This window comes from Streptomyces sp. NPDC041713 (genome assembly GCF_055591085.1).
This window is the reverse complement of record NZ_JBVIZY010000017.1, coordinates 68,708-90,151: the sequence shown is the minus strand read 5'-3', so window position 1 is coordinate 90,151 and position 21,444 is coordinate 68,708. Positions and strand designations below refer to the sequence as shown.

Below are 21,444 nucleotides of genomic sequence, written 5' to 3'. Positions count from 1 at the left end.
GTGACCACCGGAAAAATGCCGATTGTGTCCGAACCCCCGGACGTAGCATGCGCAGCGATGACGACCTCCGATGACACCCGCATTCGCCCCTACCGCATCGCCGTGCCCCAGGAAGACCTGGACGATCTCCACGCGCGGCTCGACCGCACCCGCTGGCCCGATCAACTGCCGGGCGTCGGCTGGGCCTACGGGATTCCGCGCGACTACCTCGAGGAGCTCGTGCACCACTGGCGGCACGTGTACGACTGGCGGGCCGCGGAGGCCGCGCTCAACGCGTGGCCGCAGTTCACCACCACGATCGACGGCGCGAACGTGCACTTCGCCCATGTCCGCTCCCCCGAACCGGATGCGACGCCGCTCCTGCTGACCCACGGCTGGCCGGGCTCGATCGTCGAGTTCGCCGACATCGTCGGGCCGCTCACCGACCCGCGGGCGCACGGCGGGGACCCCGCCGACGCGTTCCACGTGGTGCTGCTCAGCATTCCGGGCTTCGGCCTCTCCGGCCCGACCGCGGAGACCGGCTGGGAGTTCCGGCGGGTCGCCCTGGCCTCCGCCGAGCTCATGCGGCGGCTCGGTTACGAGCGGTACGGGGTGCAGGGCGGCGACTGGGGCGCGGCATCTCCCGCGAGCACGGCCGGCTGCGCCCCGATCACGTCATCGGCGTCCATCTCAACCTGCTGCCGAACTCGGCCCAGACCGAGGAACCGGCCGAGCGGGAACTCGCCGCGCTCGACGCCCCGGAGCGCGAGCGCACGCTCGCCTCGTGGGAGCGCATGCGGGCGTGGAGCCGGGACCGGCAGGGGTACGCCGACATCCAGACCACCCGCCCGCAGACCCTGGCGTACGGCCTGACCGACTCGCCGGTGGGCCAACTGGCGTGGATCGCGGAGAAGTTCAAGGAGTGGACCGACTCCACGGACCGCCCGGAGAACGCCGTCGACCGCGACCGGATGCTCACCAACGTGATGCTGTACTGGCTGACCGGTACGGCGGGTTCGTCCGCCCGCATCTACTACGAGCGGGCGCAGGCCGCGTACACCGGCAACCCGCCGGCGCCGTCCCCGACGCCGACGGCGCTGGCCGACTTCCCCCGCGACAACTTCATCCCGCTGCGCCACATCGCCGAGCGCACGAACAACATCGTGCAGTGGACGACGTACGACCGGGGCGGTCACTTCGCGGCGATGGAACAGCCCGACCTGCTGGTGTCCGACATACGCAGGTTCTTCCGCACGCTGCGCGCACGCGGCTGACGGGCGGGGCTCGGGGTCAGGCGCGGGAGTCGTCGCCGCGGGCCGCGCGCTTCTCGGCCTGCTCCGCCTGCTTCTCCTTGATGCGGACGGCCTCCTGGCGGACTTCGGCCTGGGTGGCGCGCTCCTGGCGGAGCCAGCCGGGCATCTCCTCGCGCAGGGCCTCGATCTGCTCCGTGGTGAGCGGCTCGGTCACTCCGCCGCGGGCGAGACCGGCGATGGAGACGCCGAGCTTGGCGGCGACGACGGGGCGGGGGTGCGGGCCGTTGCGCCGCAGCTCCTGGAGCCACTCGGGCGGATCGGCCTGCAGCGCGTTCAGCTCGCTGCGCGAGACGACGCCCTCCTGGAACTCGGCGGGTGTGGCCTGGAGGTACACACCCAGCTTCTTCGCCGCGGTCGCGGGCTTCATGGTCTGGGTGGTCTGGTGCGACGTCATGGGTCAAGGGTATCGAGCATGTGCGCCACCGCTGACCACGCATGTGCGCCACCGCTGACCACGGCGGGTAGCCTGGCGAGGTGACAGGCTCGGAAGTACCCTCGTCGTTCCGGCTCGCCTACGTTCCGGGAGTGACGCCCGCCAAGTGGGTGCGGATCTGGAACGAGCGGCTGCCCGACATCCCGCTGACCCTTCTCCCGGTCCCCGCCGCCGAGGCGCCCGACATGCTCCGCGCGGGCGGCGCCGACGCCGGTTTCGTACGGCTGCCCATCGACCGTACGGACCTCAGCGCGATCCCCCTCTACACCGAGACGACGGTCGTCGTGGTCCCCAAGGACCACGTCGTGGCGGCGGTCGACGAGGTGTCCCCCGAGGACCTGGCCGACGAGGTCGTCTTCCATCCGCTCGACGAGACCCTGGAGTGGGAGCCGCGGCCCGGCAAGCCCGCGTACGAGCGCCCCGCCACCACCGAGGACGCCGTGGAGCTGGTCGCCGCGGGCGTGGGCGTCCTCGTCGTACCGCAGTCGCTCGCCCGTCTGCACCACCGCAAGGACCTCACCTACCGCCCGGTGACCGGCGCCCCGGAGTCGCGCGTCGCCCTGGCGTGGCCGGAGGCCGAGACCACGGACCTGGTGGAGGACTTCATCGGGATCGTCCGCGGCCGGACGGTCAACAGCTCGCGCGGCCGCGCGCAGACCCCGGCGAAGGAGCGGGCGAAGGCTTCCTCGAAGGCGAAGGCGTCGGCGCAGCCGAAGAAGAAGCCCGCCGCGGGCAAGTCGGGCGGGAAACCACAGCGGGGCGGCAGCGGTGGCGGCGGTGGCGGTGCCCGCCCCAAGGCCGCCAAGCGGGGCAAGCCCCGACGTCGCTCCTGAGCCGCTGAAACACGCGAAAGGGGCCTCCCGCCACGTCGGCGGGAGGCCCCTTCACTGCGTCACCGGGGCGGTCAGCCCAGGATCGAGAGCGCCTGGTTCAGCGTCGCGGACGGGCGCATGACCGCCGAGGCCTTGGCGGCGTCCGGCTGGTAGTAGCCGCCGATGTCGGCCGGGGAGCCCTGCACCGCGGCGAGCTCGCCGACGATGGTCTCCTCCTGCTCGCCCAGCGTCTTGGCGAGCGCCGCGAAGGCCTGCGCGAGCTGGGTGTCGTCGGTCTGCGCGGCCAGCTCCTGCGCCCAGTACAGGGCGAGGTAGAAGTGGCTGCCGCGGTTGTCGATGCCGCCGAGCTTGCGGCTCGGCGACTTGTTCTCGTTGAGGAACGTGCCGGTGGCGCGGTCGAGGGTGTCGGCGAGCACCTGGGCGCGCGCGTTGCCCGTCTTCGTGGCGAGGTGCTCGAAGCTGACCGCGAGGGCGAGGAACTCACCCAGGCTGTCCCAGCGCAGGTAGTTCTCCTTGACCAGCTGCTGGACGTGCTTCGGGGCGGAGCCGCCGGCGCCCGTCTCGAAGAGGCCGCCGCCGTTCATCAGCGGGACGACCGACAGCATCTTGGCGCTGGTGCCCAGCTCCAGGATCGGGAACAGGTCGGTGAGGTAGTCGCGCAGGACGTTGCCGGTGACGGAGATGGTGTCCTCGCCGCGGCGGATGCGCTCCAGGGAGAACGCGGTGGCGTCGACCGGCGACATGACCCGGATGTCCAGGCCGTCGGTGTCGTGGTCGGCGAGGTAGCGCTCGACCTTGCCGATCAGCACGGCGTCGTGGGCGCGGCTCTCGTCCAGCCAGAACACGGCGGGGTTGCCGGTGGCGCGGGCGCGGGTGACGGCCAGCTTGACCCAGTCCTGGATCGGCGCGTCCTTGGTCTGGCACATCCGGAAGATGTCGCCGGCGGCGACGGTCTGCTCCAGGACGACGTTGCCGGCGCCGTCGACGACCCGCACGTTGCCGGTGGTCTGGACCTCGAAGGTCTTGTCGTGGCTGCCGTACTCCTCGGCCTTCTGCGCCATGAGGCCGACGTTCGGGACGGAGCCCATCGTCGACGGGTCGTAGGCGCCGTTGGCGCGGCAGTCGTCGATGACGACCTGGTAGACGCCGGCGTAGCTGCTGTCCGGCAGGACCGCGAGGGTGTCGTGCTCCTCGCCGTCCGGGCCCCACATGTGGCCGGAGGTGCGGATCATGGCCGGCATGGAGGCGTCGACGATGACGTCGCTGGGGACGTGCAGGTTGGAGATGCCCTTGTCGGAGTCGACCATGGCCAGCTCGGGGCCCTCGGCCAGCTCGGCCTCGAAGGACTCCTTGATCTTCGCGCCCTCGGGGAGCGAGTCGAGGCCCTTGAAGATGCCGCCGAGACCGTCGTTCGGGGTCAGGCCCGCGGCGGCGAGGACGTCGCCGTACGCCGCGAAGGTCTTCGGGAAGAAGGCGCGGACCACGTGGCCGAAGACGATCGGGTCGGAGACCTTCATCATCGTGGCCTTGAGGTGCACGGAGAAGAGGACGCCCTCGGCCTTGGCTCGGGCGACCTGCTCCTTGAGGAACTCGCGCAGGACGGCGACGCGCATGACCGAGGCGTCGACGACCTCACCGGCGATGACCGGTACGGACTCGCGCAGCACGGTGGTGGAGCCGTCGTCGCCGACGAGCTCGATGCGCAGCGACCCGGCCTCCTCGATGACCGCGGACTTCTCGGTCGAGCGGAAGTCGTTCTCGCCCATGGTGGCGACGTTGGTCTTGGAGTCGGCCGACCAGGCGCCCATGCGGTGCGGGTGGGCCTTGGCGTAGTTCTTGACCGACGCGGGGGCGCGGCGGTCGGAGTTGCCCTCGCGCAGGACCGGGTTGACGGCGCTGCCCTTGACCTTGTCGTAGCGGGCGCGGATGTCGCGCTCCTCGTCGGTCTTCGGGTCGTCCGGGTAGTCGGGGAGCGCGTAGCCCTGCGCCTGCAGCTCGGCGACGGCGGCCTTGAGCTGCGGGATCGACGCCGAGATGTTCGGCAGCTTGATGATGTTCGCCTGCGGCGTCTTGGCGAGTTCGCCCAGCTCGGCGAGGGCGTCGTTGATGCGCTGGCCCTCCTCGAGACGCTCGGGGAAGCTCGCGATGATGCGGCCCGCGAGCGAGATGTCGCGGGTCTCCACGCTGACACCGGCCGTCGAGGCGTAGGCCTGGACCACCGGCAAGAACGAATGGGTCGCCAGGGCCGGGGCCTCGTCAGTGTGGGTGTAGATGATGGTCGAGTCAGTCACCGGGTGCTCCGCTCCGCGTCTGCAACATTTCTCGACATCAAGATACCTCCTACCTCCCCCGTCACGGACAGGGCCCTCGGGGTCCCCATCTCCGTAGACACTGTCTACGCGGTGTAGTAGACAGTGTCTATGAACGAGAGCGGCGACGAGAGCGACAAGGGATACGGGAACGGGGCCGGGGGTGCGGGTGGTGCGGGTGGAGAGGACGCCGGGCTGCGGGCCCGACTGGTGGACGTAGGAGTGGAGCTGCTCGCGACGCACGGCGTGCAGGCGCTGACCCTGCGGGAGATCGCGCGCAGGGCGGGGGTCTCGCACGGGGCGCCGCGTCGATATTTCCCTACGCATGTGGCGCTGCTGTCCGCCATCGCGCGGCGGGGGTTCGCCGAGCTGGCGACGGTGGTGGCGGACGCGGCGAGGGCGGTGGAAGACGGTGGCCCGGACGAGCGGGTGTCGGCGGATGCGGAGGCCGAGGCGGGGGCTTCGGCGGGGCGGGACGCGCGGGCGCGGCTGAAGGCGCTGAGCCTGGCGTACCTCCGGTTCGCCGCGACGCATCGCGGCATGTTCGAGCTGATGTTCCGCCACGACCTGCTGGAGAGCAATCAGCTCGGCCTGCGGGAGACGAGCCTGCCCCTCTTCGACGTGTTGGTGGGCCTCGTGGCCGAGGCGGGGACGGGGGCGGGGGCGGGGGCCGCCTCCGGTGCGGGGACGGGGACGGGGGCGGGGGCGCGGGTCGCCGCGGGTGCGCTGTGGGCCAACCTGCACGGGATCGCGCAGCTGTGGGGCTGGGGCAGCCTGCGGCTCGCGTCGGGTGCGGAGGACGTGGAGACGCTGGTCGACGCGGCGCTCGACGCGCATCTGGGACGGCTGTCCGGATGAGCGCGCCGCCTCGGCTGCCCTCGCGTGGACCCCGTTGCGCCGACGGAACCTTGAGACCCCAGCGGAACCTCACCCTCGCCTGCAGCGTCCTCGGCGCGATGATCGTCGCGCTGGACGGCACCGTACTGACCGTCGTCCAGCCGGCCCTGCAGCGCGATCTGGGTGCGTCCTTCGCCCAGGTGCAGTGGACGAGCACCGGTTATCTGATCGCCGTGGCGAGCCTGCTGGTCTTCGCGGGACGGCTCGGCGACCGGTACGGACACCGGCGCCTCTTCGCCGTCGGAACCCTCGGCTTCGCGGCGGCCTCGGCGGGTGTCGGCCTCGCGTCGGGCATCGGGGTGGTGATCGCGTGGCGCGTGGCACAGGGAGTGTTCGGGGCGCTGTTGCAGCCCGCGACGCTCGGCATGCTGCGGGCCGCGTTCCCGCCCGACCGGCTCGGTACGCGCATCGCGCTGCGGACCAGCGCCATCGGGCTCGCGGCGGCGGCCGGCCCGGTGCTGGGCGGGGCGCTCGCCACGCAGTGGGGGTGGCGCTCGGTGTTCTTCATCGGCGTGGTGCCGGCGCTGGCGATCGGCGTGCTGGCGCTGGTGGTACGGGGAGGGGTCCCGGTGGGACGTGCGGCGGGGCAGGGGCCGGTGGGGCGTGCGGCGGGGCCGGCGCACGGGCTCGATCTGCCCGGCGCCGGGCTGCTCGCGGTGGCGCTGGCCTGTCTCGTGCACACGCTGGTCGGCGTGCCGGAGAGCGGCTGGACGGCCACCACGGTCGCGGGGCTGGTGGTGGCGTGTGCGGCGGGCGCGGCCTTCGCGCGGCACGAAAGGCGCACGGCGGGCCCGCTGGTGCCGGCGCGGCTGCTCCGCGCGCCGGCGGTCGGTCCCGCGCTCGGCATCCTCGTCGCGGCGTCGGCGGCGATGTTCGGGGCGCTGTTCGTCGCGACGTACTTCTTGCAGGAGGTGCTGGAACTCGACCCGCTGCACGGCGCGCTGCGCGGGGTGCCTCTCGCGGTGACGATGATCGTGGGCGCACCGCTGTCCGCCAAGCTCCTGCGCCGGGCGGGCCCGCGTCGGACGATCACCGGGGCGATGGCGGTACTCACGGCAGGCGTCCTGGCGCTCTCGCAGCTGGACCGGACGTCGGGGCCGGTGGCGACGGGCGCGGCGTTCGCGCTGCTGGGAGCCGGCTTCGGCACGGTGATGGTGGCGGCGACGGCCGTCGTCGTCCGCCATGCGCCGGAGTCCGACGCGGGGGTGGCGGGCGGCCTGCAGCAGACGGCGATGAACGTGGGTCCGGCCCTGGGCATCGCACTGGCGACGACGCTGCTGACGACCTTGACGTCCCGCACGCCGACCGAAGACCCCGGCACCCCACACTGGTCCGCCGAGCCGTTCCTCGCAGCAATGCCGACGGCACTGACGGCGTTGGCCGCGGTGGCGGCGACAGGAGCGCTGGCGGCGACGCGGTTGCCGGGGCTCGCGGGGCCGGGGCGGGGGTCGGTGGTGCAGGAGGCGCCTGCGGGGTCGGCGAAGAAGGGGCTGCCTGCACCGGCGAAGGCGCCGCCGGACGAGGCGACGCACGGGTAGAGGCCCCGGAGAGGGGGCGGAGGCTGTCGTCCGCCAGGGCTGTGCGGGCCGCGCACCTGTCCCGGCGCTGGGGACGACCCCGCCCTCGGCACGGGAAGGTCACCCGGCACCCCGTTCACGGCGCAGGAGCCCCCGTCACGCCCCCAGCGCCCTCTCCACCAGCCTCCGCGCCGCCCGTGCCTGCGCCTCGTGGGTCTTCTCGCTGTCCAGGCGCAGCGTGAACGCCGCGCTTGTCACCGATGTCCTGCCGTCAGGCGTCACCCCGCCCTCGCTCACACAGCCGAGGCTGGTTCCGCCGTGGAACCAGATGCCGTCCTTGCGGCCGGCGACCGGGCGCCACGCGATGCCGAGGCCGTAGCGGACACCCTCCGCCGGAACCCAGTCCCGCACCGGCACCGTCCGCCGCATCGCCGCCAGCTGGGCCGGACGCAGCAGTCGTCCGCCCAGTAGCGCCCGCAGGAAGACCCCGTGGTCCCGCGTCGTCGAGATCAGGCAGCCGTCGGCCCCGCCGCCGAAGCCGAGCGTGGTCTCCGTGGGGCGCGTCTCCTCCGGGAAGTACGTGTACCCGGTGGCCGTCGGCCGCGGCACGTACGACGACGTGCCGGGCGTGAACGTGTCACGCAGGCCCAGCGGTTCGATGATCCGCTCGTGGACCTCCTGGGCCCACGGATGGCCGGTGACCGCCTCGATGACGAGGCCGGCGACGACGTAGTTGGTGTTGGAGTAGCCCCAGCGCCGCTCCCCCGCCGGGTCGTGCGCGTCGGGCAGCCACTGCGGCGGCGCCTCAAGGGCCACCGCCAGCTGTTCCCGCGGCGTCTGCGAGCGGAAACGGGTGCGGCGGTAGCCCTCCGGCGTGAAGTCCCCGCTGTCGCCGGTGATGTAGTCGTTGAGGCCGCTGGTCTGGCCGAGCAGGTTGGCGACGGTGATCCGGCGCCCGTCGTTGCCGTGGCCGCGGACCGCTCCGGGCAGCCACCGCTCGACCGTGTCGGTGAGCTTCAGCCGCCCCTCGCCCACGAGTTGGAGGGCGACGGTCGCGGTGAACGTCTTGGTGTCGCTGCCGATGCGGTAGTACGCGTCCCACGGCACGGGCCCCTTCGCCGCGAGGTCGGCGACGCCGGCCCGGGCCGTCGTCCGGCCGTGCGCACCCGCCACCTCGGCGAGGACCCCACTCGCGCCGGTGGCGACGACCGCCTCGACGTCCCGCTGGAGGGCCCGCCCCCGGCGGGACGACCCCGTGCGGTCAGGGGCGGCCGTGGCGGCGGGAGCGGTCGCCGCCGCGCCCGTGACCAGTGCCGCCGCGGTGGCCGCGAGCCCCGTACGCCTGCTGATCCCGGCGTGCGCGCTGATCCCGGCATGTGTGCCGGTTCCGGCGTGCGTGCCGGTTCCGGCGTTCCTGTTGGCCCCGGCGTTCCTGTTGGCCCCGGCGTTCCTGTTGGCCCCGGCGTTCCTGTTGGTCCCGGTCATCGGGAACCCTCCTCCGTGCGGTGGTGCTCGGGTGATCACCCCGTAGGAACACGCTAGGAAGGCGCGGGACGGCGAACCATCGTGCTACCGGGCCGAACCGGCCTGGGGTCACCCCCCGCACCCACCCTCCGGTTCTCCCGAGGATCGACCGAGGATCGACGCCTTGCGTTGGAGTGCTCTCCAACTCCTAGCGTCGATCTCGATCACAGGGACAGCACCCCCGTCCCGGCATCAGCACGCGCACCACCCCTCAGGAGGTACCGCCATGACCAGCCTTCCCACCGGCACTCCCACCGGCCTTCCCACCCGCCGCCTCGGCGCGCTGACCGTCTCCGCCCAGGGTCTCGGCTGCATGGGGATGAGCCACGGCTACGGCACGTCGGACGACGCGCAGTCGATCGCGACGATCCACCGCGCGCTCGACCTCGGCGTCACCCTGCTCGACACCTCCGACTTCTACGGAAGCGGCCACAACGAAGAGCTGATAGGCCGGGCCCTCGCCGGTTCCCGGCGCGAACAGGCCGTCGTGGCGACGAAGTTCGGCTTCGCCAACCAGCTCGGCGACCCCATCCACATCAGGGGCGACGCGGCCTACGTACGGGAGGCCTGCGACGCGTCGCTACGCCGCCTGGGCGTCGACCACATCGACCTCTACTACCAGCACCGGGTGGACCGGACCGTACCGATCGAGGAGACCGTCGGCGCGCTGGCCGAGCTGGTCGAGGCCGGCAAGGTCCGCCACATCGGGCTCTCCGAGGCCGGCGCGGACACGATCCGGCGGGCGCACGCCGTGCACCCCGTCGCGGCGTTGCAGAGCGAGTGGTCGCTGTGGACCCGGGACCTGGAGGCGGAGATCCTGCCGGTCTGCCGTGAGCTGGGCATCGGCCTGGTGCCGTTCTCGCCGCTCGGACGCGGCTTCCTCACCGGCCGCTTCACCTCGCTCGACGGGCTCCAGAAGGACGACGTGCGCCGCACCCAGCCCCGGTTCGCCGACGGCAACCTGGAGCAGAACCTGTCCATCGTGGAGACCCTGGACGCGCTCGCCGCCGAGAAGGGCGTCACGGCCGGGCAGCTGGCGCTCGCCTGGGTGCAGCACCGCGGCGACGACGTGGTGCCGATCCCGGGCACGCGCCGCGAGAAGTACCTGACCGAGAACGTCGCGGCCGTCGCGATCGAGCTGTCCGCCGACGAGCTCGCCGCCATCGACGCGGCCGCGCCCGCCGGTCAGGTGGCGGGCACGCGGTACGACGAGCACAGCATGGCGGTGGTGGACGGCTAGCGGCGCGGGCGACCGCGTAACCTGCGGGCATGTCCTTTCCCGAGGAGCGCGCGGCCGCCGCGCACGGGGGCCGGCCGGAGGGCGGCGCGGACCGGCAGGGCCCCTCGGCGGCCATACGCCCCGGCCCGCAGCCCGCGGCGCCTTCGCCGCCCCCTCCGCCGCCCCCTTCGCCTTCGCCGCACCATCCCGTGCCGGACGTGCTGGCCCACCTGCGCGGTGCCTGGCGGGTGGAGCGGACCGTCCGCGACCTCGCGGACGGGTCCGCGGGCCGCTTCAGCGGTACGACGCTCTTCTCGCCGCTGCCCGCGCCGGACGAGGACGGGCTGCTCCACCACGAGTCGGGCACCTTCACCTGGCGCGGTGTCGCCCGCCCCGCCGAGCGCACCCTGCGCTTCCTGCCCGGCGAGGTGGCGGGCACCGCGTGCGTGGAGTTCGCCGACGGGCGCTTCTTCCACGACCTCGACCTGCGCACGGGCCACTGGGCGATGGACCACCCCTGTGTGGCCGACCTCTACCGTGGCGAGTTCGAGGTGGTCGACGCGGGCCACTGGCGCACCCGGTGGCGGGTCGGCGGCCCCGCGAAGGACCTGCTGCTGATCACGGAGTACCGCCGCGCGACCCCTCACCCACCTCCGACCGCCCCCTCCTGATGGTCGCGCACCATCCAGTGCTCCGGAGCCGCGAGGGAGGTGAAGCCGACCTTCTCGTAGACGCCGTGCGCGTCACCCGTGGCGAGCAGCGTCCTGCGCAGCCCGAACGGCTCCAAGTGCGCGCAGACCGCACCGACGAGCGCGACGCCGAGCCCCTTGCCCCGTACGCCCGGGGACACGTACACGTCGCAGAGCCAGGCGAACGTGGCCCGGTCGGTCACCACCCGCGCGTACGCGACCTGCTCCCCCGAAGTCCCGTCGTACATCCCGAAGTTGAGCGACCCGGCCATCGCCGCGTCCTGCTTCTCACGGGAGCGCCCGAGGGCCCAGTACGTGTCGGTGGAGAGCCAGCGGTGAACGCGGGCGGCGTCGATGCGGGTGACGTCGGCGGATATCTCGAAGCCTGCAGGGGGCGTGGTGCTTTCGCTCATGACGGCCAGCCTCGCAGCGCGGGACGGTGTGGGCGAGCCCTTTTCACCTGATGGGACGGCCGGTGAGGGGGCTTGAGGAGCGCGACCTAGTACATTCGCTTCCGCACACGGATGTGAAGTGAGTATCGGGGGGAAGCACATGGGGGGCCACCGGCCATCGGATTGGCATGTCCTTGAACTTGAGAAGGACCCGACGCCGGGGGATCCGCACCGGGTTCGGTCACTCGCGAAGAACCTGCACGATTTCGCCGACGATGTCGGCAGGGTGCTGCGGGACATCAAGGGGATGGCGGGCGAGGACGCGATCCTCAAGTGGGCCGGCAAGACGGCCGACGCGTTCACGGAGAAGTTCGAGGACGCCCCGGACAAGCTGAAGAAGCTCAAGAAGAGCTACGAGATGGCGGGCGACGCGCTCGCCGCGTACTGGCCCGAACTGGAACGCGCCCAGTCCCTGGCCGACAAGGCGCTGGCCAAAGGCCGCGAGGCCCAGGCCGACCTGTCCTCCGCCAAGTCCCGTCTCTCCTCGGCCGATTCCTGGATGGAGCGGGCCGGCAAGGAAGCCGACAAGTACAAGGACAAACCCGGCGGCAAGGACGTGCCCAAGCCGGACGAGGACAAGGTCCGCGCCGCCACCCGCAACGCCACCTCCGCGGAGAAGGCCCAGAAGTCCGCCCAGGGTGACGTCGACTCCGCCAAAAGCGCGCTGGACGCCGCGAAGAAGATGGCCGAGGACGCGCGCAAGATGCGCGAGGAGGCCGCGGGCACGGCGAAGAACAAGATCGACGAGGCCTCCGACGCGGGCATCCGCAACCGGCACTGGTGGGAGGAGGTCGGCGACTGGGTCACCGACAACTGGGACACCATCGTCGCCGTCTGCAAGGTTGTCGTCGCCGTCGTCGGCGTCATCGCGATGATCATCGGCGGCCCGATCCTCGCCGCCATCGTCATCGTCGCCGGGGCGATCGTCCTGGCCGACACCCTGAGCAAATACGCCAAAGGCCAAGCCACGCTGATGGACGTGGCCTTCGCCGCCATGGACTGCATCCCCGGCGGCAAAGGCATCACCACCGCCGCCAGACTCGCCAAGGGCGTCAAGGGCGGCCTCAAGGCGATGGCCAAGGGCCTGGGCAAGGGCGGGCTGCGCAAGGGTGCCGATGACGCGGCGGGTGCGGGGAAGAAGGCCGCCTCACGGTGCAAGAACGGCGACCCCATCGACATGGTCTCGGGCGAGATGCTCATGGAGGAGACCGACGTAGAGCTCCCGGGGTTGCTGCCCCTGGTCCTTCGGCGCACCCACCTGTCGACGTACGGATGGGGCCGGTGGTTCGGTCCCTCCTGGTCCTCGACCCTCGACGAGAGGCTCGAACTGGACGACCAGGGCATCGCGTTCGCCTCCGAGGACGGCATGATCCTCCTCTACCCGGTGCCTCGTCCCGGCGCCTCGGTCATGCCCCTGGAAGGGCCGCGGTGGCCCTTGGACTGGGACGGCTCCCCGGGTGCCCCCATCCGCATCTCCGATCCGCAGACGGGCACGGTCCGGCACTTCGCTCCGCTGGGCGCTCCCGGCCCGGACGACACCGCCTTCGTGATGCCCCTGGCAGCGATATCGGACCTCACGGGCCGGCGCGTCGACTTCGACCGCGACGCCTACGGGACTCCGACGGCCGTACGGGATTCCGCCGGGCGCCACCTCCACGTCGACACGGACAAAGACCGCGTCACCCGCCTTCGTCTGGCCGACGAGTCGGCGGGACCCGAGGGCGCCACCCTGCTGTCCTACGGCTACAGCGACGACAGCCGGCGCAACCTCACCGAGGTCCGCAACTCCAGCGGCTCGCCCCTGAGGCTCACGTACGACGCCCGCGACCGCATCACGTCCTGGACCGACCGCAACGGCGGCCGGTACCGCTTCACGTACGACGACCAGGACCGCTGCGTCCAGGGTGAGGGCACCGACGGCCGCCTTTCCTGCACCGTCGCGTACGACACCGAGCACCGCGAGACCCGCTACACCGACTCGCTCGGCCGCACGACCGTCTACCGGCACAACGAGCTGCGTCAGCTCGTGTCCGTGACGGACCCGCTCGGGCACACCACGCACTCGGAATGGGACCGGTACGACCGGTTGCTCTCCCGCACGGACGCGCTCGGTCGCACGACGCGTTACCGCTACGACGAGAACGGCGTTCCGACACATGTCGTGCGCCCCGACGGCCTGCAGAGCGTCGCGGAGCTCGACGAGCACGGCAGGCCGGCGACGCTCACCGAGCCGGACGGTGCCGTCTGGCGCACGGAGTACGACTCCGCGGGCCGTCTCACGGCGGAGACCGACCCGACCGGCGCCCGCATCTCCTACGGGTACGGCGAGACCGGCGGCATCGCCACGATCACCGACGCCTCGGGCCGCGCCACCCTGGTGGAGACCGACGCGGCAGGCCTGCCCGTCGCGACGACCGATGCCGAGGGCGCGACGACGCGGTATCAACGGGACGCCTTCGGCAGGCTCGTCGCGCAGACGGGTCCTGACGGCTCCCGCACCACCTTCGCCTGGACGCCCGAGGGCAGACCGTGCCGCCGCACCCTGCCCGACGGCAGCACGGAACGCTGGAGCCACGACGGCGAGGGCAACCTCGTCGAGCACGTGGACCCCCTCGGCCGCGTGACGCGCTTCGAGTACGGCGCGTTCGATCTGCTGGAGAAGCGGACCGACCCGGACGGGTCCTGCCTGCGCTTCGCCTACGACGGCGAACTGCGGGTCACCTCGGTGACGAACCAACTCGGCGCCACCTGGAGCTACTTCTACGACGCGGCCGGTCGGCTCACCCACGAGCAGGACTTCGAGGGGCGCACGCGGAGTTACCGCCACGACGCCGTCGGACAACTCGTCGGGCAGACGAACGGTGCGGGCGAAACCACCGAGTACGTCCGTGACCTGCTCGGCAAGATCCTGGAACAGCGGGCTCCCGAGGGCGTCACCAGCTACGAGTACGACCCGGTGGGCAACCTCCGTGTCGTACGCGGCGACGGCACGGAGGTCTCGTACGAACGCGACGCCCTCGGCCGGGTCCTCGCCGAGACGTGCGACGGCGCGACCGTGCGCTCGGCCTACGACGAGCTGGGCAGGCGCATCCGCCGGGTGACGCCGTCGAACGCGGAGAGCCACTGGGAGTACGACGGCCGCGACCGGCCCGTCCTGCTCCGTACGGCGGGCCGGGCGGTCACCTTCGGCTACGACGAGGCGGGACGCGAGACCGAACGCCGGGCCGGGAGGACGGTGCTCAGCCAGAGCTGGGACTCCAACGGCAGGCTGAGCTCCCAGACGGTGACCGCCGGCCTCGCGCCGACGGCGCCCGCACGGCGGCGGGTGCAGGAGCGCACGTACCGCTACCGACCGGACGGCACGGTCCGGGCGATCCACGACCTGGTCAACGGGGACCGGACCGTGGACGTCGACGGCACCGGCCGGGTCACCGGCGTACGGGCGGACACCTGGTCGGAACGGTATGCGTACGACGCGGCCGGGAACGTCGTGTCGGCCGAGTGGCCGGCGGCGACGGCGCCCGCGTCGTCCACGCCGTCCCGGAGCGCGCTCGGCGACCCGGGCGGACGGCCCGGCGGTGTGCGGTACGACTTCGACGCCCAGGGCCGTGTGGTGCGCCGGCGCAAGAAGCGTCTCTCGCGCAAGGCCGACGTCTGGCGCTACACATGGGACAGTCGGGACCGCCTGGTCGCGGTGGTCACGCCGGACGGGGAGAGATGGGCGTACCAGTACGACCCGTTCGGCCGCCGCATCGCGAAGCGGCGGCTCGCGGCCGACGGCCGGACCGTGGTGGAGGAGGTGCGGTTCGCCTGGGACGGCTTCGTGCTCGCGGAGCAGATCAAGCGGTCCGGCGACGAACCGCTCCGGTGCACGACGTGGGACTGGGAGAGGGACCGCTTCAGCCCGGTCACGCAGACGGAGCGCGTCGCCGCGCCACGGGAGGGCCGTGACGCGGAGCAGGAGTGGGTCGACGAGGAGTTCTACTCGATCGTCACCGACGTGGTCGGTGCGCCCGCGGAGCTGTACGACGAGGACGGCGCTCTGGCATGGCACGCGCGGACCACGGTCTGGGGCGCCCCGCTGGACGAGGAGACGTCCGACGACCGCGCCCACTGCCCGCTCCGGCTTCCCGGCCAGTACTACGACCCCGAATCGGCGCTGCACTACAACTACCAGCGTCACTACGACCCGGAGACGGGCCGGTACGTATCCCTGGACCCGCTCGACCTCGCCCCCGGCCCCAACCCGCGCGCGTACGCGTCGAACCCGTTCACCGGGGTGGACCCGCTGGGGCTCGCGCCGGACTGCGAGCGCGCCCTGCAGGCCGCCCGCGACCGGGCCGACCTCGAACAGGCCAGGCCCGGCGCCAGCAAGCAGACGCGGCCGACGAGCGCGGCGGGACTCACCGTACCGGGACACCAGGGGACCTTCAGCGGCGCCAGCATCAAGGGCGGCGGCGACCACAACCTGCACCCGGACGTGCGGGCCGCCTACGACAGGGTGCCGATGGAGCTGCGCCCGGCGGGCAGCCAGCACGGCCGGTGCGGCGAGGCGGAGGCCCTGTCGAACGCCATGCACGCCGGGCACGACCCGAGGGGTGGGGTGAGCGCCGCGGTGGACGTTCGCGCGGCGGGGAACCCCAAGCACGGTGTGCCCAAGGCGCCCTGTTCGTCATGTCAGCATGTGCTGGACCAATTCGGAATCACGGCGGTGACCTAGATGAGTGAAGAACCCTGCGGGCGTTGGTCCGAGGAGACGGAGCGCGCGTTGCGGGCGGCCGGGTGGTGTCCCGGGCGGGCCGTGCCGACGGGCGAGTGGGAGCGGGCCCTGGAGGAGCGCGGCGGGTTCCGGATGCATGAGGCGGCGCGGCTCTTCCTCGCCGAGTTCGGCGGCCTGGCGAGCGAGGAGCGGGGCCCGGGGCGGACGATGGCGCGCATGGGCTTCCGGCTCGACCCCCTCGCGGCCGAGTGGGACGACGAGATCTTCGACGTGCTCAGCGAGGAAGCGGGGGCGTATCTGTACCCCGTCGGCGAGGCCGACCGGCGCAACAGCTATCTGGGAGTCGCGCCGGACGGCCAGGTGTACATCGGCATGGACAGCGTCACGCTGCTCGCCCGCACCGCCGACGAGGCGCTGGAGAAACTCATCGAGGGGATCCGGTGAACGCGGACGGTCAGTGGGTGCGCAGCGCCTCGTCGCAGGCCACCCGCAGTCTGCGTACCCCCTCGGTGATCTCCCCGACGCCGGGGACCGCGGCGAAGCTCAGGCGGACGTGGGCGGCGGGGGGTTCGGCCGCGAAGTAGGGGCGGCCCGGCGCCACGGCCACGCCCGCCCGCAGCGCCGCCGAGGCGAACGCGGACTCGTCGGCGCCGTCGGGCAGCCGTACCCACAGGTGGTAGCCGCCCGCCGGGATGTGCTCCACCGTCAGCTCGGGCAGCCGCAGCCGCAGCGCCGCCGACATGGCGTCCCTGCGCTCCTTCAACTCGCCCGAGACCGCCCGCAGATGGCGCGGCCAGGCCGGTGAGCCGACGAGTTCGAGTGCCGCCTCCTGGAGGGGGCGCGGCACGAAGAAGTGGTCGACGACCTGGATGGCGCGCAGCCGTTCCAGGACCGGGCCGCGGGCCGCGAGCGCGCTGACGCGGAAGCTCGGCGAGGTGGCCTTGGTGAGCGAGCAGACGTGGACGACGACGCCGTCCCGGTCGTCGGAGGAGAGCGGGCGCGGCAACGGCCCGGCGTCCTCGTGGACGAGGCGGCGCACGAAGTCGTCCTCGATCACGAAGGCCCCCGCCGCACGGGCGATCCGCAGGACCTCCGGGCGCCGCTCGGCGGAGAGCACCGCGCCGGTCGGGTTCTGGAAGAGCGGCTGGCAGACGAAGACCCGGGCGCCCGTCGCCTCGAAGGCGGCCGCCAGGAGCTGCGGGCGCACCCCGTCGGTGTCGACCGGCACCGGCACCGGCCGCAGCCCCGCCGCCCGCGCGATCGCCAGCATGCCCGGATACGTCGGGGACTCCACGAGGACCGGCGCCCCGGGCGGCGCGAGGGCCCGCAGCGCCGTCGTCAGCGCGCTCTGGCCGCCCGCCGTGATCAGCACCTCGGCGGCCGAGACCGCCCCGCCGATCCCCCGCGCGAACCACTCGCGCAGCTCGGGCAGGCCGTCGACGGGCGGCCGCCCCCACGCGCCGGGCCGCCGCCCCGCGCGGGCCAGGGCCGCCGCCATCGCCTGCCCGGGCTGCAGCGCGGGGTCGAGATAGCCGCCGTTGAACTCGATGACGCCCGGCGGCGGGGCGGCGAGCGTCGCAAGGACCCCGGACGCGTCGACCGAGCGCGGCACCAGCTCCGCGGCGGCGTCGGCGCTCAGCGTCACCTCCTGCCACGAGGTGTCCCCGACGGGGGCGGCGGGCGCCGGTGCCTCGGCGCGGAAGACGCCCGCGCCGGGCCGGGTGACGACGAGGCCCTCGGCGGCGAGCTGCGCCAGGGCGCGGGACACGGTCACCGGGCTCACCCGGAACCGTTCCACCAGCGCCCGGCTCGACGGCAGCTTTCCACCTGGAGAGTAGCGGTCGAGCTCTCCCCGCAACCTTTTCACCAGTTCACCCACACTGCTACTGTCATGCATGACAGCACAGGATAGCGCTACTCGCCCCAGCCGGATAGCGGTCACCGCCCCCGACGAGGCGCCGACCGCGGGCGCGACGTCGCACCCCGCCCCGCAGGCCCCCGCCTCCCGCCGCGCCGGCACCGTGCTGGCCGCCCTCGGTGTCACCGCGTTCTCGCTCACCTTTCCCTCCACCGCCTGGGGCCTCGAAGGCATCGGCCCCTGGAGCTTCGTGACGCTGCGCGGCGCGCTCGCCGCGCTCGTCGCCGGCGGCTGCCTGCTCGCCCTGCGCGTCGCGGTCCCGCACCGCCGGCACTGGGCGGGGCTCGCGGTGGTGGGCGCCGGCGTGGTCGTCGGGTTCCCGCTGCTCACCACGCTCGCCCTGCAGACCTCGACCACCGCGCACGCCGCCGTGGTCGTCGGCCTGCTCCCGCTGACCACCGCCGTCTTCTCGGTGCTGCGCACCGGGGAGCGGCCCTCGCGCACGTTCTGGGCGGCGGCGCTCGCCGGGGCCGCCGCGGTGATCGCCTTCACCGTCCAGCAGAGCGGCGGCGCCCTGACCACCGCCGACCTCTACCTCTTCGGCGCGCTGCTGATCTGCGCGGCCGGCTACACCGAGGGCGGCCGGCTCGCCCGCGAGATGCCGGGCTGGCAGGTGATCGGCTGGGCCCTCGTCCTGTGTCTGCCGCTCAACGCCGTGGGCGCGCTCGTCGCCCTGCCACACGAGTCGTTCCACCTCACCGGGCACAGCGTCGCCGGACTGCTGTACGCCGCGATCGGCTCGCAGTTCCTCGGGCTCGTCGTCTGGTACCGCGGCATGGCGGAGATCGGCGTCCCGCGGGCCAGCCAGCTGCAGCTCGCCCAGCCGCTGCTGACCCTGGTCTGGTCGGTGTTCCTGCTCGGCGAGCACCTCACCGTCGCCGCCCCGCTCACGGCGGCCGCCGTCCTCGTGTGCATCGCGGTCACCCAGCGCGCCCGGGACTGACCCCGCACCCGCCCGACAGGGCCTCAACTCCCGCCACCCGTCGTACACTTGCCGCCACGGATCGCGACCGCAGAGCGGACGAGGGGGCACTCCAGATGCGTGCAACGGTAGGCGACGACCTGGTGCTGCACGGCAGGATCGTCGGGCAGCACGACCGCGTCGCCCAGGTCGTCGAGGTCCTCGGCGCGGACGGCGGACCGCCGTACCGCGTCCGCTTCGAGGACGGCCACGAGACGCTGCTGTCGCCGGGCCCCGACACCGTCGTACGGCACCAGGACCCGGCCCCGTAGCGAGCGGGATCACACGGAGCGAGCGGGATCAGCGCGGCGGCTTCGCCGGGTCCTGGTAGTGGTCGGCGACCACCCGGGCCATCGCGCCGATCTTGTCGACGCCGACCTCCTTCGCCGAGAAGTAGACGTGCCCGCGCACCTCGCGGTAGTCCTCGGCGAACGTGAGGTGGCGGGAGAGCTCCGCCGGGTCCTGCCAGGCCGCGGGCTGGGCCGGGTCGCCCGCCTTGTAGAGGGCCTCGCCGATGTACAGCTTCACGCCCGTGCCGCGCACGACGTCGCTCCACCACGGGATCAGCTTGGCGTAGTCCGCGGCGGCGAACCCGATGTTCCAGTAGACCTGCGGGACGATGTAGTCGAGCCAGCCCTTCTTGACCCAGCCGCGCGTGTCCGCGTACAGGTCGTCGTAGGTCTGCACCCCGGCCCGGGTGTCCGAACCGGTCGGATCGGTCGCGATGTTGCGCCAGACCGCGAAGGGGCTGACACCGAACTGGGTGCGCGCCCTCGCCTTCTTCACCCGGACGGACATCTCGCGCACCAGCCGGTCGATGTTGTCGCGCCGCCAGGAGGCCCGGTCCGGGAAGCCGCCGCCGTACTGCTCGAAGGCGGCGTCGTCGTCGAAGACCTGGCCCGCGACCGGGTACGGGTAGAAGTAGTCGTCCCAGTGCACCGCGTCGATCGGATAGCGGCGCACCGCGTCGAGCATCGCGTCCTGCACGAAGCGCCGCACCGCGGGCAGGCCCGGGTTGTAGTAGAGCTTCCCGCCGTACGGCAGCACCCAGTCCGGGTGGACGCGCGCGGGGTGCGTGGCCACGAGCCGTGACGGGTCGGTGTGGTTGGCGACCCGGAAGGGGTTGAACCACGCGTGCAGCTCCAGGCCCCTGCGGTGCGCCTCGCGCACGGCGGTGCCCAGCGGGTCCCAGCCCGGGTCCTGGCCCTGGACGCCGGTGAGGTACTCCGACCACGGCTCGTACGGCGAGGGCCACAGCGCGTCCGCGGTCGGCCGCACCTGGAAGACCACCGCGTTGAGTCTGCGCCGCACGGCCGTGTCCAGGTGGCCGAGCAGCTCGGCGCGCTGCTGCTCCGCCGTGAGCCCCGGCTTGGACGGCCAGTCGCGGTTGACCACGCTCGCCAGCCACATCGCGCGCAGCTCGCGGTCCTTCTTCCGGTGCCTGCCGGGGGACGCGGCCGCGTCCCCCGCCGTCGCGAGGCCCGCGACCGCCGCGGCCGCCACCACCGAGAAACTCCGACGTGACATACGCCTCATCTGCGTGCCCCCTGAGCTCGTTGTCCTCCGGCACGCCCGGCCGGTTGCGGACAGCATGCCCGACCCGGCCCCCCGGGGACCCTTCATTGCGGAGTAACGTTCACGGCCGAGGCAGGCACCGCATCCATACGGGGGACCTGCCGGCCCCGTTGATCAGCGAAAGGCACGAGGTGACCGACTCCATGACCGATATCGCACGCGTCGGAGTGGTGGGCTGTGGCCAGATGGGCGCCGGAATCGCAGAGGTCTGCGCCCGCTCCGGACTGGATGTGAAGGTCGCGGAGACCACCGGCGAGGCCCTGGAGATCGGCCGCACGCGGCTGTACAACTCGCTCTCCAAGGCGGCCGAGCGCGGCAAGATCTCCGAGGAGGAGCGCGACGCGACGCTCGAGCGCCTCAGCTTCACCACCGACCTCGGCGAGTTCGCCGACCGTGACCTGGTCATCGAGGCCGTGGTGGAAAACGAGCAGGTCAAGACCGAGATCTTCCAGGTGCTCGACCAGGTGGTGACCCGGCAGGACGCGATCCTCGCCTCCAACACCTCCTCCATCCCGCTGGTGAAGCTGGCCGTCGCGACCTCGCGTCCGGACCAGGTCATCGGCATCCACTTCTTCAACCCGGCGCCGGTGCAGCAGCTCGTCGAGCTGATCCCGGCGCTGACCACGTCCGAGGGCACCATCAGCCGGGCCCAGGCCGTGGTCGAGAAGATCCTCGGCAAGCACGCGATCCGCGCCCAGGACCGCTCGGGCTTCGTGGTCAACGCGCTGCTCATCCCGTATCTGCTCTCCGCGATCCGGATGTTCGAGTCGGGCATCGCGAGCCGCGAGGACATCGACAACGGCATGGAGATGGGCTGCGCCCACCCGATGGGCCCGCTGAAGCTCTCCGACCTGATCGGCCTGGACACGGTCGCCTCGGTCGCCGACTCCATGTACACGGAGTACAAGGAGCCGCTGTACGCCGCTCCCCCGCTGCTGCAGCGGATGGTGGACGCCGGCCGCCTCGGCCGGAAGACCGGCTCCGGCTTCTACACGTACGCCTGACGGTTTCGAGTTTCTCCCCGTACGCCTGACGGATTCACTCCCCGCACGGACACGCTCCGTGCACGACGGGCCCGGCACTCTGCGAGTGCCGGGCCCGCGGC

The 21,444-nt window shown here is 72.6% G+C and carries 16 protein-coding genes and 1 pseudogene; 11 read left to right on the top strand and 6 right to left on the bottom strand.

The features are described from left to right. The first annotated feature begins 57 nt into the window (after positions 1-57). A pseudogene (locus ACZ6CV_RS34065) lies at positions 58-1,253 on the top strand (epoxide hydrolase family protein). 16 nt (positions 1,254-1,269) lie between these two features. On the opposite strand, the gene ACZ6CV_RS34060 reads toward ACZ6CV_RS34065, so the two are convergent. Continuing rightward, positions 1,270-1,686 (bottom strand): DUF5997 family protein, encoded by a 417-nt coding sequence (locus tag ACZ6CV_RS34060; protein WP_469255335.1) that lies wholly within the window; start codon positions 1,684-1,686, stop codon positions 1,270-1,272. A gap of 80 nt (positions 1,687-1,766) precedes the next feature. On the opposite strand from ACZ6CV_RS34060, the gene ACZ6CV_RS34055 reads away from it, so the two are divergent. After that, positions 1,767-2,558, top strand: a complete 792-nt coding sequence (locus ACZ6CV_RS34055) for a LysR substrate-binding domain-containing protein (RefSeq protein WP_469255333.1) — start codon at positions 1,767-1,769, stop codon at positions 2,556-2,558. Positions 2,559-2,629: 71 nt separating this feature from the next. Here the strand turns inward: ACZ6CV_RS34055 and ACZ6CV_RS34050 are convergent, their stop codons facing one another. Beyond that, a complete protein-coding gene (locus tag ACZ6CV_RS34050; RefSeq protein ID WP_469255332.1) occupies positions 2,630-4,849 on the bottom strand; it encodes an NADP-dependent isocitrate dehydrogenase in 2,220 nt (739 codons plus the stop codon). Between the two features lie 225 nt (positions 4,850-5,074). Here ACZ6CV_RS34050 and ACZ6CV_RS34045 point away from each other — a divergent pair, with 225 nt between their 5' ends. Both ACZ6CV_RS34045 and ACZ6CV_RS34040 read left to right on the top strand, forming a co-directional pair. Beyond that, positions 5,075-5,725 carry a TetR/AcrR family transcriptional regulator gene (locus tag ACZ6CV_RS34045; protein ID WP_469255391.1) on the top strand — a complete coding sequence of 217 codons (651 nt, stop codon included), beginning with the start codon at positions 5,075-5,077 and terminating at the stop codon, positions 5,723-5,725. Next, on the top strand, positions 5,722-7,302 hold the full coding sequence (locus tag ACZ6CV_RS34040; protein WP_469255330.1) for an MFS transporter: 1,581 nt from the start codon (positions 5,722-5,724) through the stop codon (positions 7,300-7,302). The genes ACZ6CV_RS34045 and ACZ6CV_RS34040 overlap by 4 nt, the downstream gene beginning before the upstream one ends. 135 nt (positions 7,303-7,437) lie before the next feature. Here the strand turns inward: ACZ6CV_RS34040 and ACZ6CV_RS34035 are convergent, their stop codons facing one another. Further along, complete coding sequence (locus ACZ6CV_RS34035) at positions 7,438-8,766, bottom strand: serine hydrolase domain-containing protein (RefSeq protein WP_469255329.1); 1,329 nt, start codon at positions 8,764-8,766, stop codon at positions 7,438-7,440. Between the two features lie 265 nt (positions 8,767-9,031). On the opposite strand from ACZ6CV_RS34035, the gene ACZ6CV_RS34030 reads away from it, so the two are divergent. After that, a complete protein-coding gene (locus tag ACZ6CV_RS34030; RefSeq protein WP_469255327.1) occupies positions 9,032-10,045 on the top strand; it encodes an aldo/keto reductase in 1,014 nt (337 codons plus the stop codon). Between the two features lie 188 nt (positions 10,046-10,233). Beyond that, positions 10,234-10,695, top strand: a complete 462-nt coding sequence (locus tag ACZ6CV_RS34025; RefSeq protein WP_469255389.1) for a DUF6314 family protein — start codon at positions 10,234-10,236, stop codon at positions 10,693-10,695. Here the strand turns inward: ACZ6CV_RS34025 and ACZ6CV_RS34020 are convergent. Beyond that, on the bottom strand, positions 10,668-11,126 hold the full coding sequence (locus tag ACZ6CV_RS34020) for a GNAT family N-acetyltransferase (RefSeq protein WP_469255325.1): 459 nt from the start codon (positions 11,124-11,126) through the stop codon (positions 10,668-10,670). The two genes, ACZ6CV_RS34025 and ACZ6CV_RS34020, sit on opposite strands and share 28 nt — an antisense overlap. A gap of 139 nt (positions 11,127-11,265) precedes the next feature. Here ACZ6CV_RS34020 and ACZ6CV_RS34015 point away from each other — a divergent pair, with 139 nt between their 5' ends. Then, positions 11,266-15,885 (top strand): DUF6531 domain-containing protein, encoded by a 4,620-nt coding sequence (locus ACZ6CV_RS34015; protein WP_469255323.1) that lies wholly within the window; start codon positions 11,266-11,268, stop codon positions 15,883-15,885. Next, the gene (locus tag ACZ6CV_RS34010; RefSeq protein WP_359329889.1) at positions 15,886-16,329 is read left to right on the top strand and encodes an SUKH-3 domain-containing protein; all 444 of its coding nucleotides are present in this window, start codon (positions 15,886-15,888) and stop codon (positions 16,327-16,329) included. It begins immediately after the preceding gene. A 10-nt stretch (positions 16,330-16,339) separates the two neighbouring features. On the opposite strand, the gene ACZ6CV_RS34005 is transcribed toward ACZ6CV_RS34010, so the two are convergent. Continuing rightward, positions 16,340-17,782, bottom strand: coding sequence for an aminotransferase-like domain-containing protein (locus tag ACZ6CV_RS34005; protein WP_469255321.1), 1,443 nt, complete (start codon positions 17,780-17,782; stop codon positions 16,340-16,342). Here ACZ6CV_RS34005 and ACZ6CV_RS34000 point away from each other — a divergent pair. Beyond that, entirely contained in the window at positions 17,781-18,746 is a 966-nt protein-coding gene (locus ACZ6CV_RS34000; RefSeq protein ID WP_469255319.1) for a DMT family transporter, read from the top strand. The two genes, ACZ6CV_RS34005 and ACZ6CV_RS34000, sit on opposite strands and share 2 nt — an antisense overlap. A gap of 95 nt (positions 18,747-18,841) precedes the next feature. Continuing rightward, positions 18,842-19,036 (top strand): DUF1918 domain-containing protein, encoded by a 195-nt coding sequence (locus tag ACZ6CV_RS33995; RefSeq protein WP_362371392.1) that lies wholly within the window; start codon positions 18,842-18,844, stop codon positions 19,034-19,036. A 28-nt stretch (positions 19,037-19,064) separates the two neighbouring features. Here ACZ6CV_RS33995 and ACZ6CV_RS33990 read toward each other — a convergent pair whose 3' ends face one another. Next, complete coding sequence (locus ACZ6CV_RS33990; protein ID WP_469255317.1) at positions 19,065-20,300, bottom strand: glycoside hydrolase family 10-like protein; 1,236 nt, start codon at positions 20,298-20,300, stop codon at positions 19,065-19,067. Positions 20,301-20,482: 182 nt separating this feature from the next. Here ACZ6CV_RS33990 and ACZ6CV_RS33985 point away from each other — a divergent pair, with 182 nt between their 5' ends. After that, the gene (locus tag ACZ6CV_RS33985; RefSeq protein WP_362371386.1) at positions 20,483-21,343 is read left to right on the top strand and encodes a 3-hydroxybutyryl-CoA dehydrogenase; all 861 of its coding nucleotides are present in this window, start codon (positions 20,483-20,485) and stop codon (positions 21,341-21,343) included. Positions 21,344-21,444 lie beyond the last annotated feature (101 nt).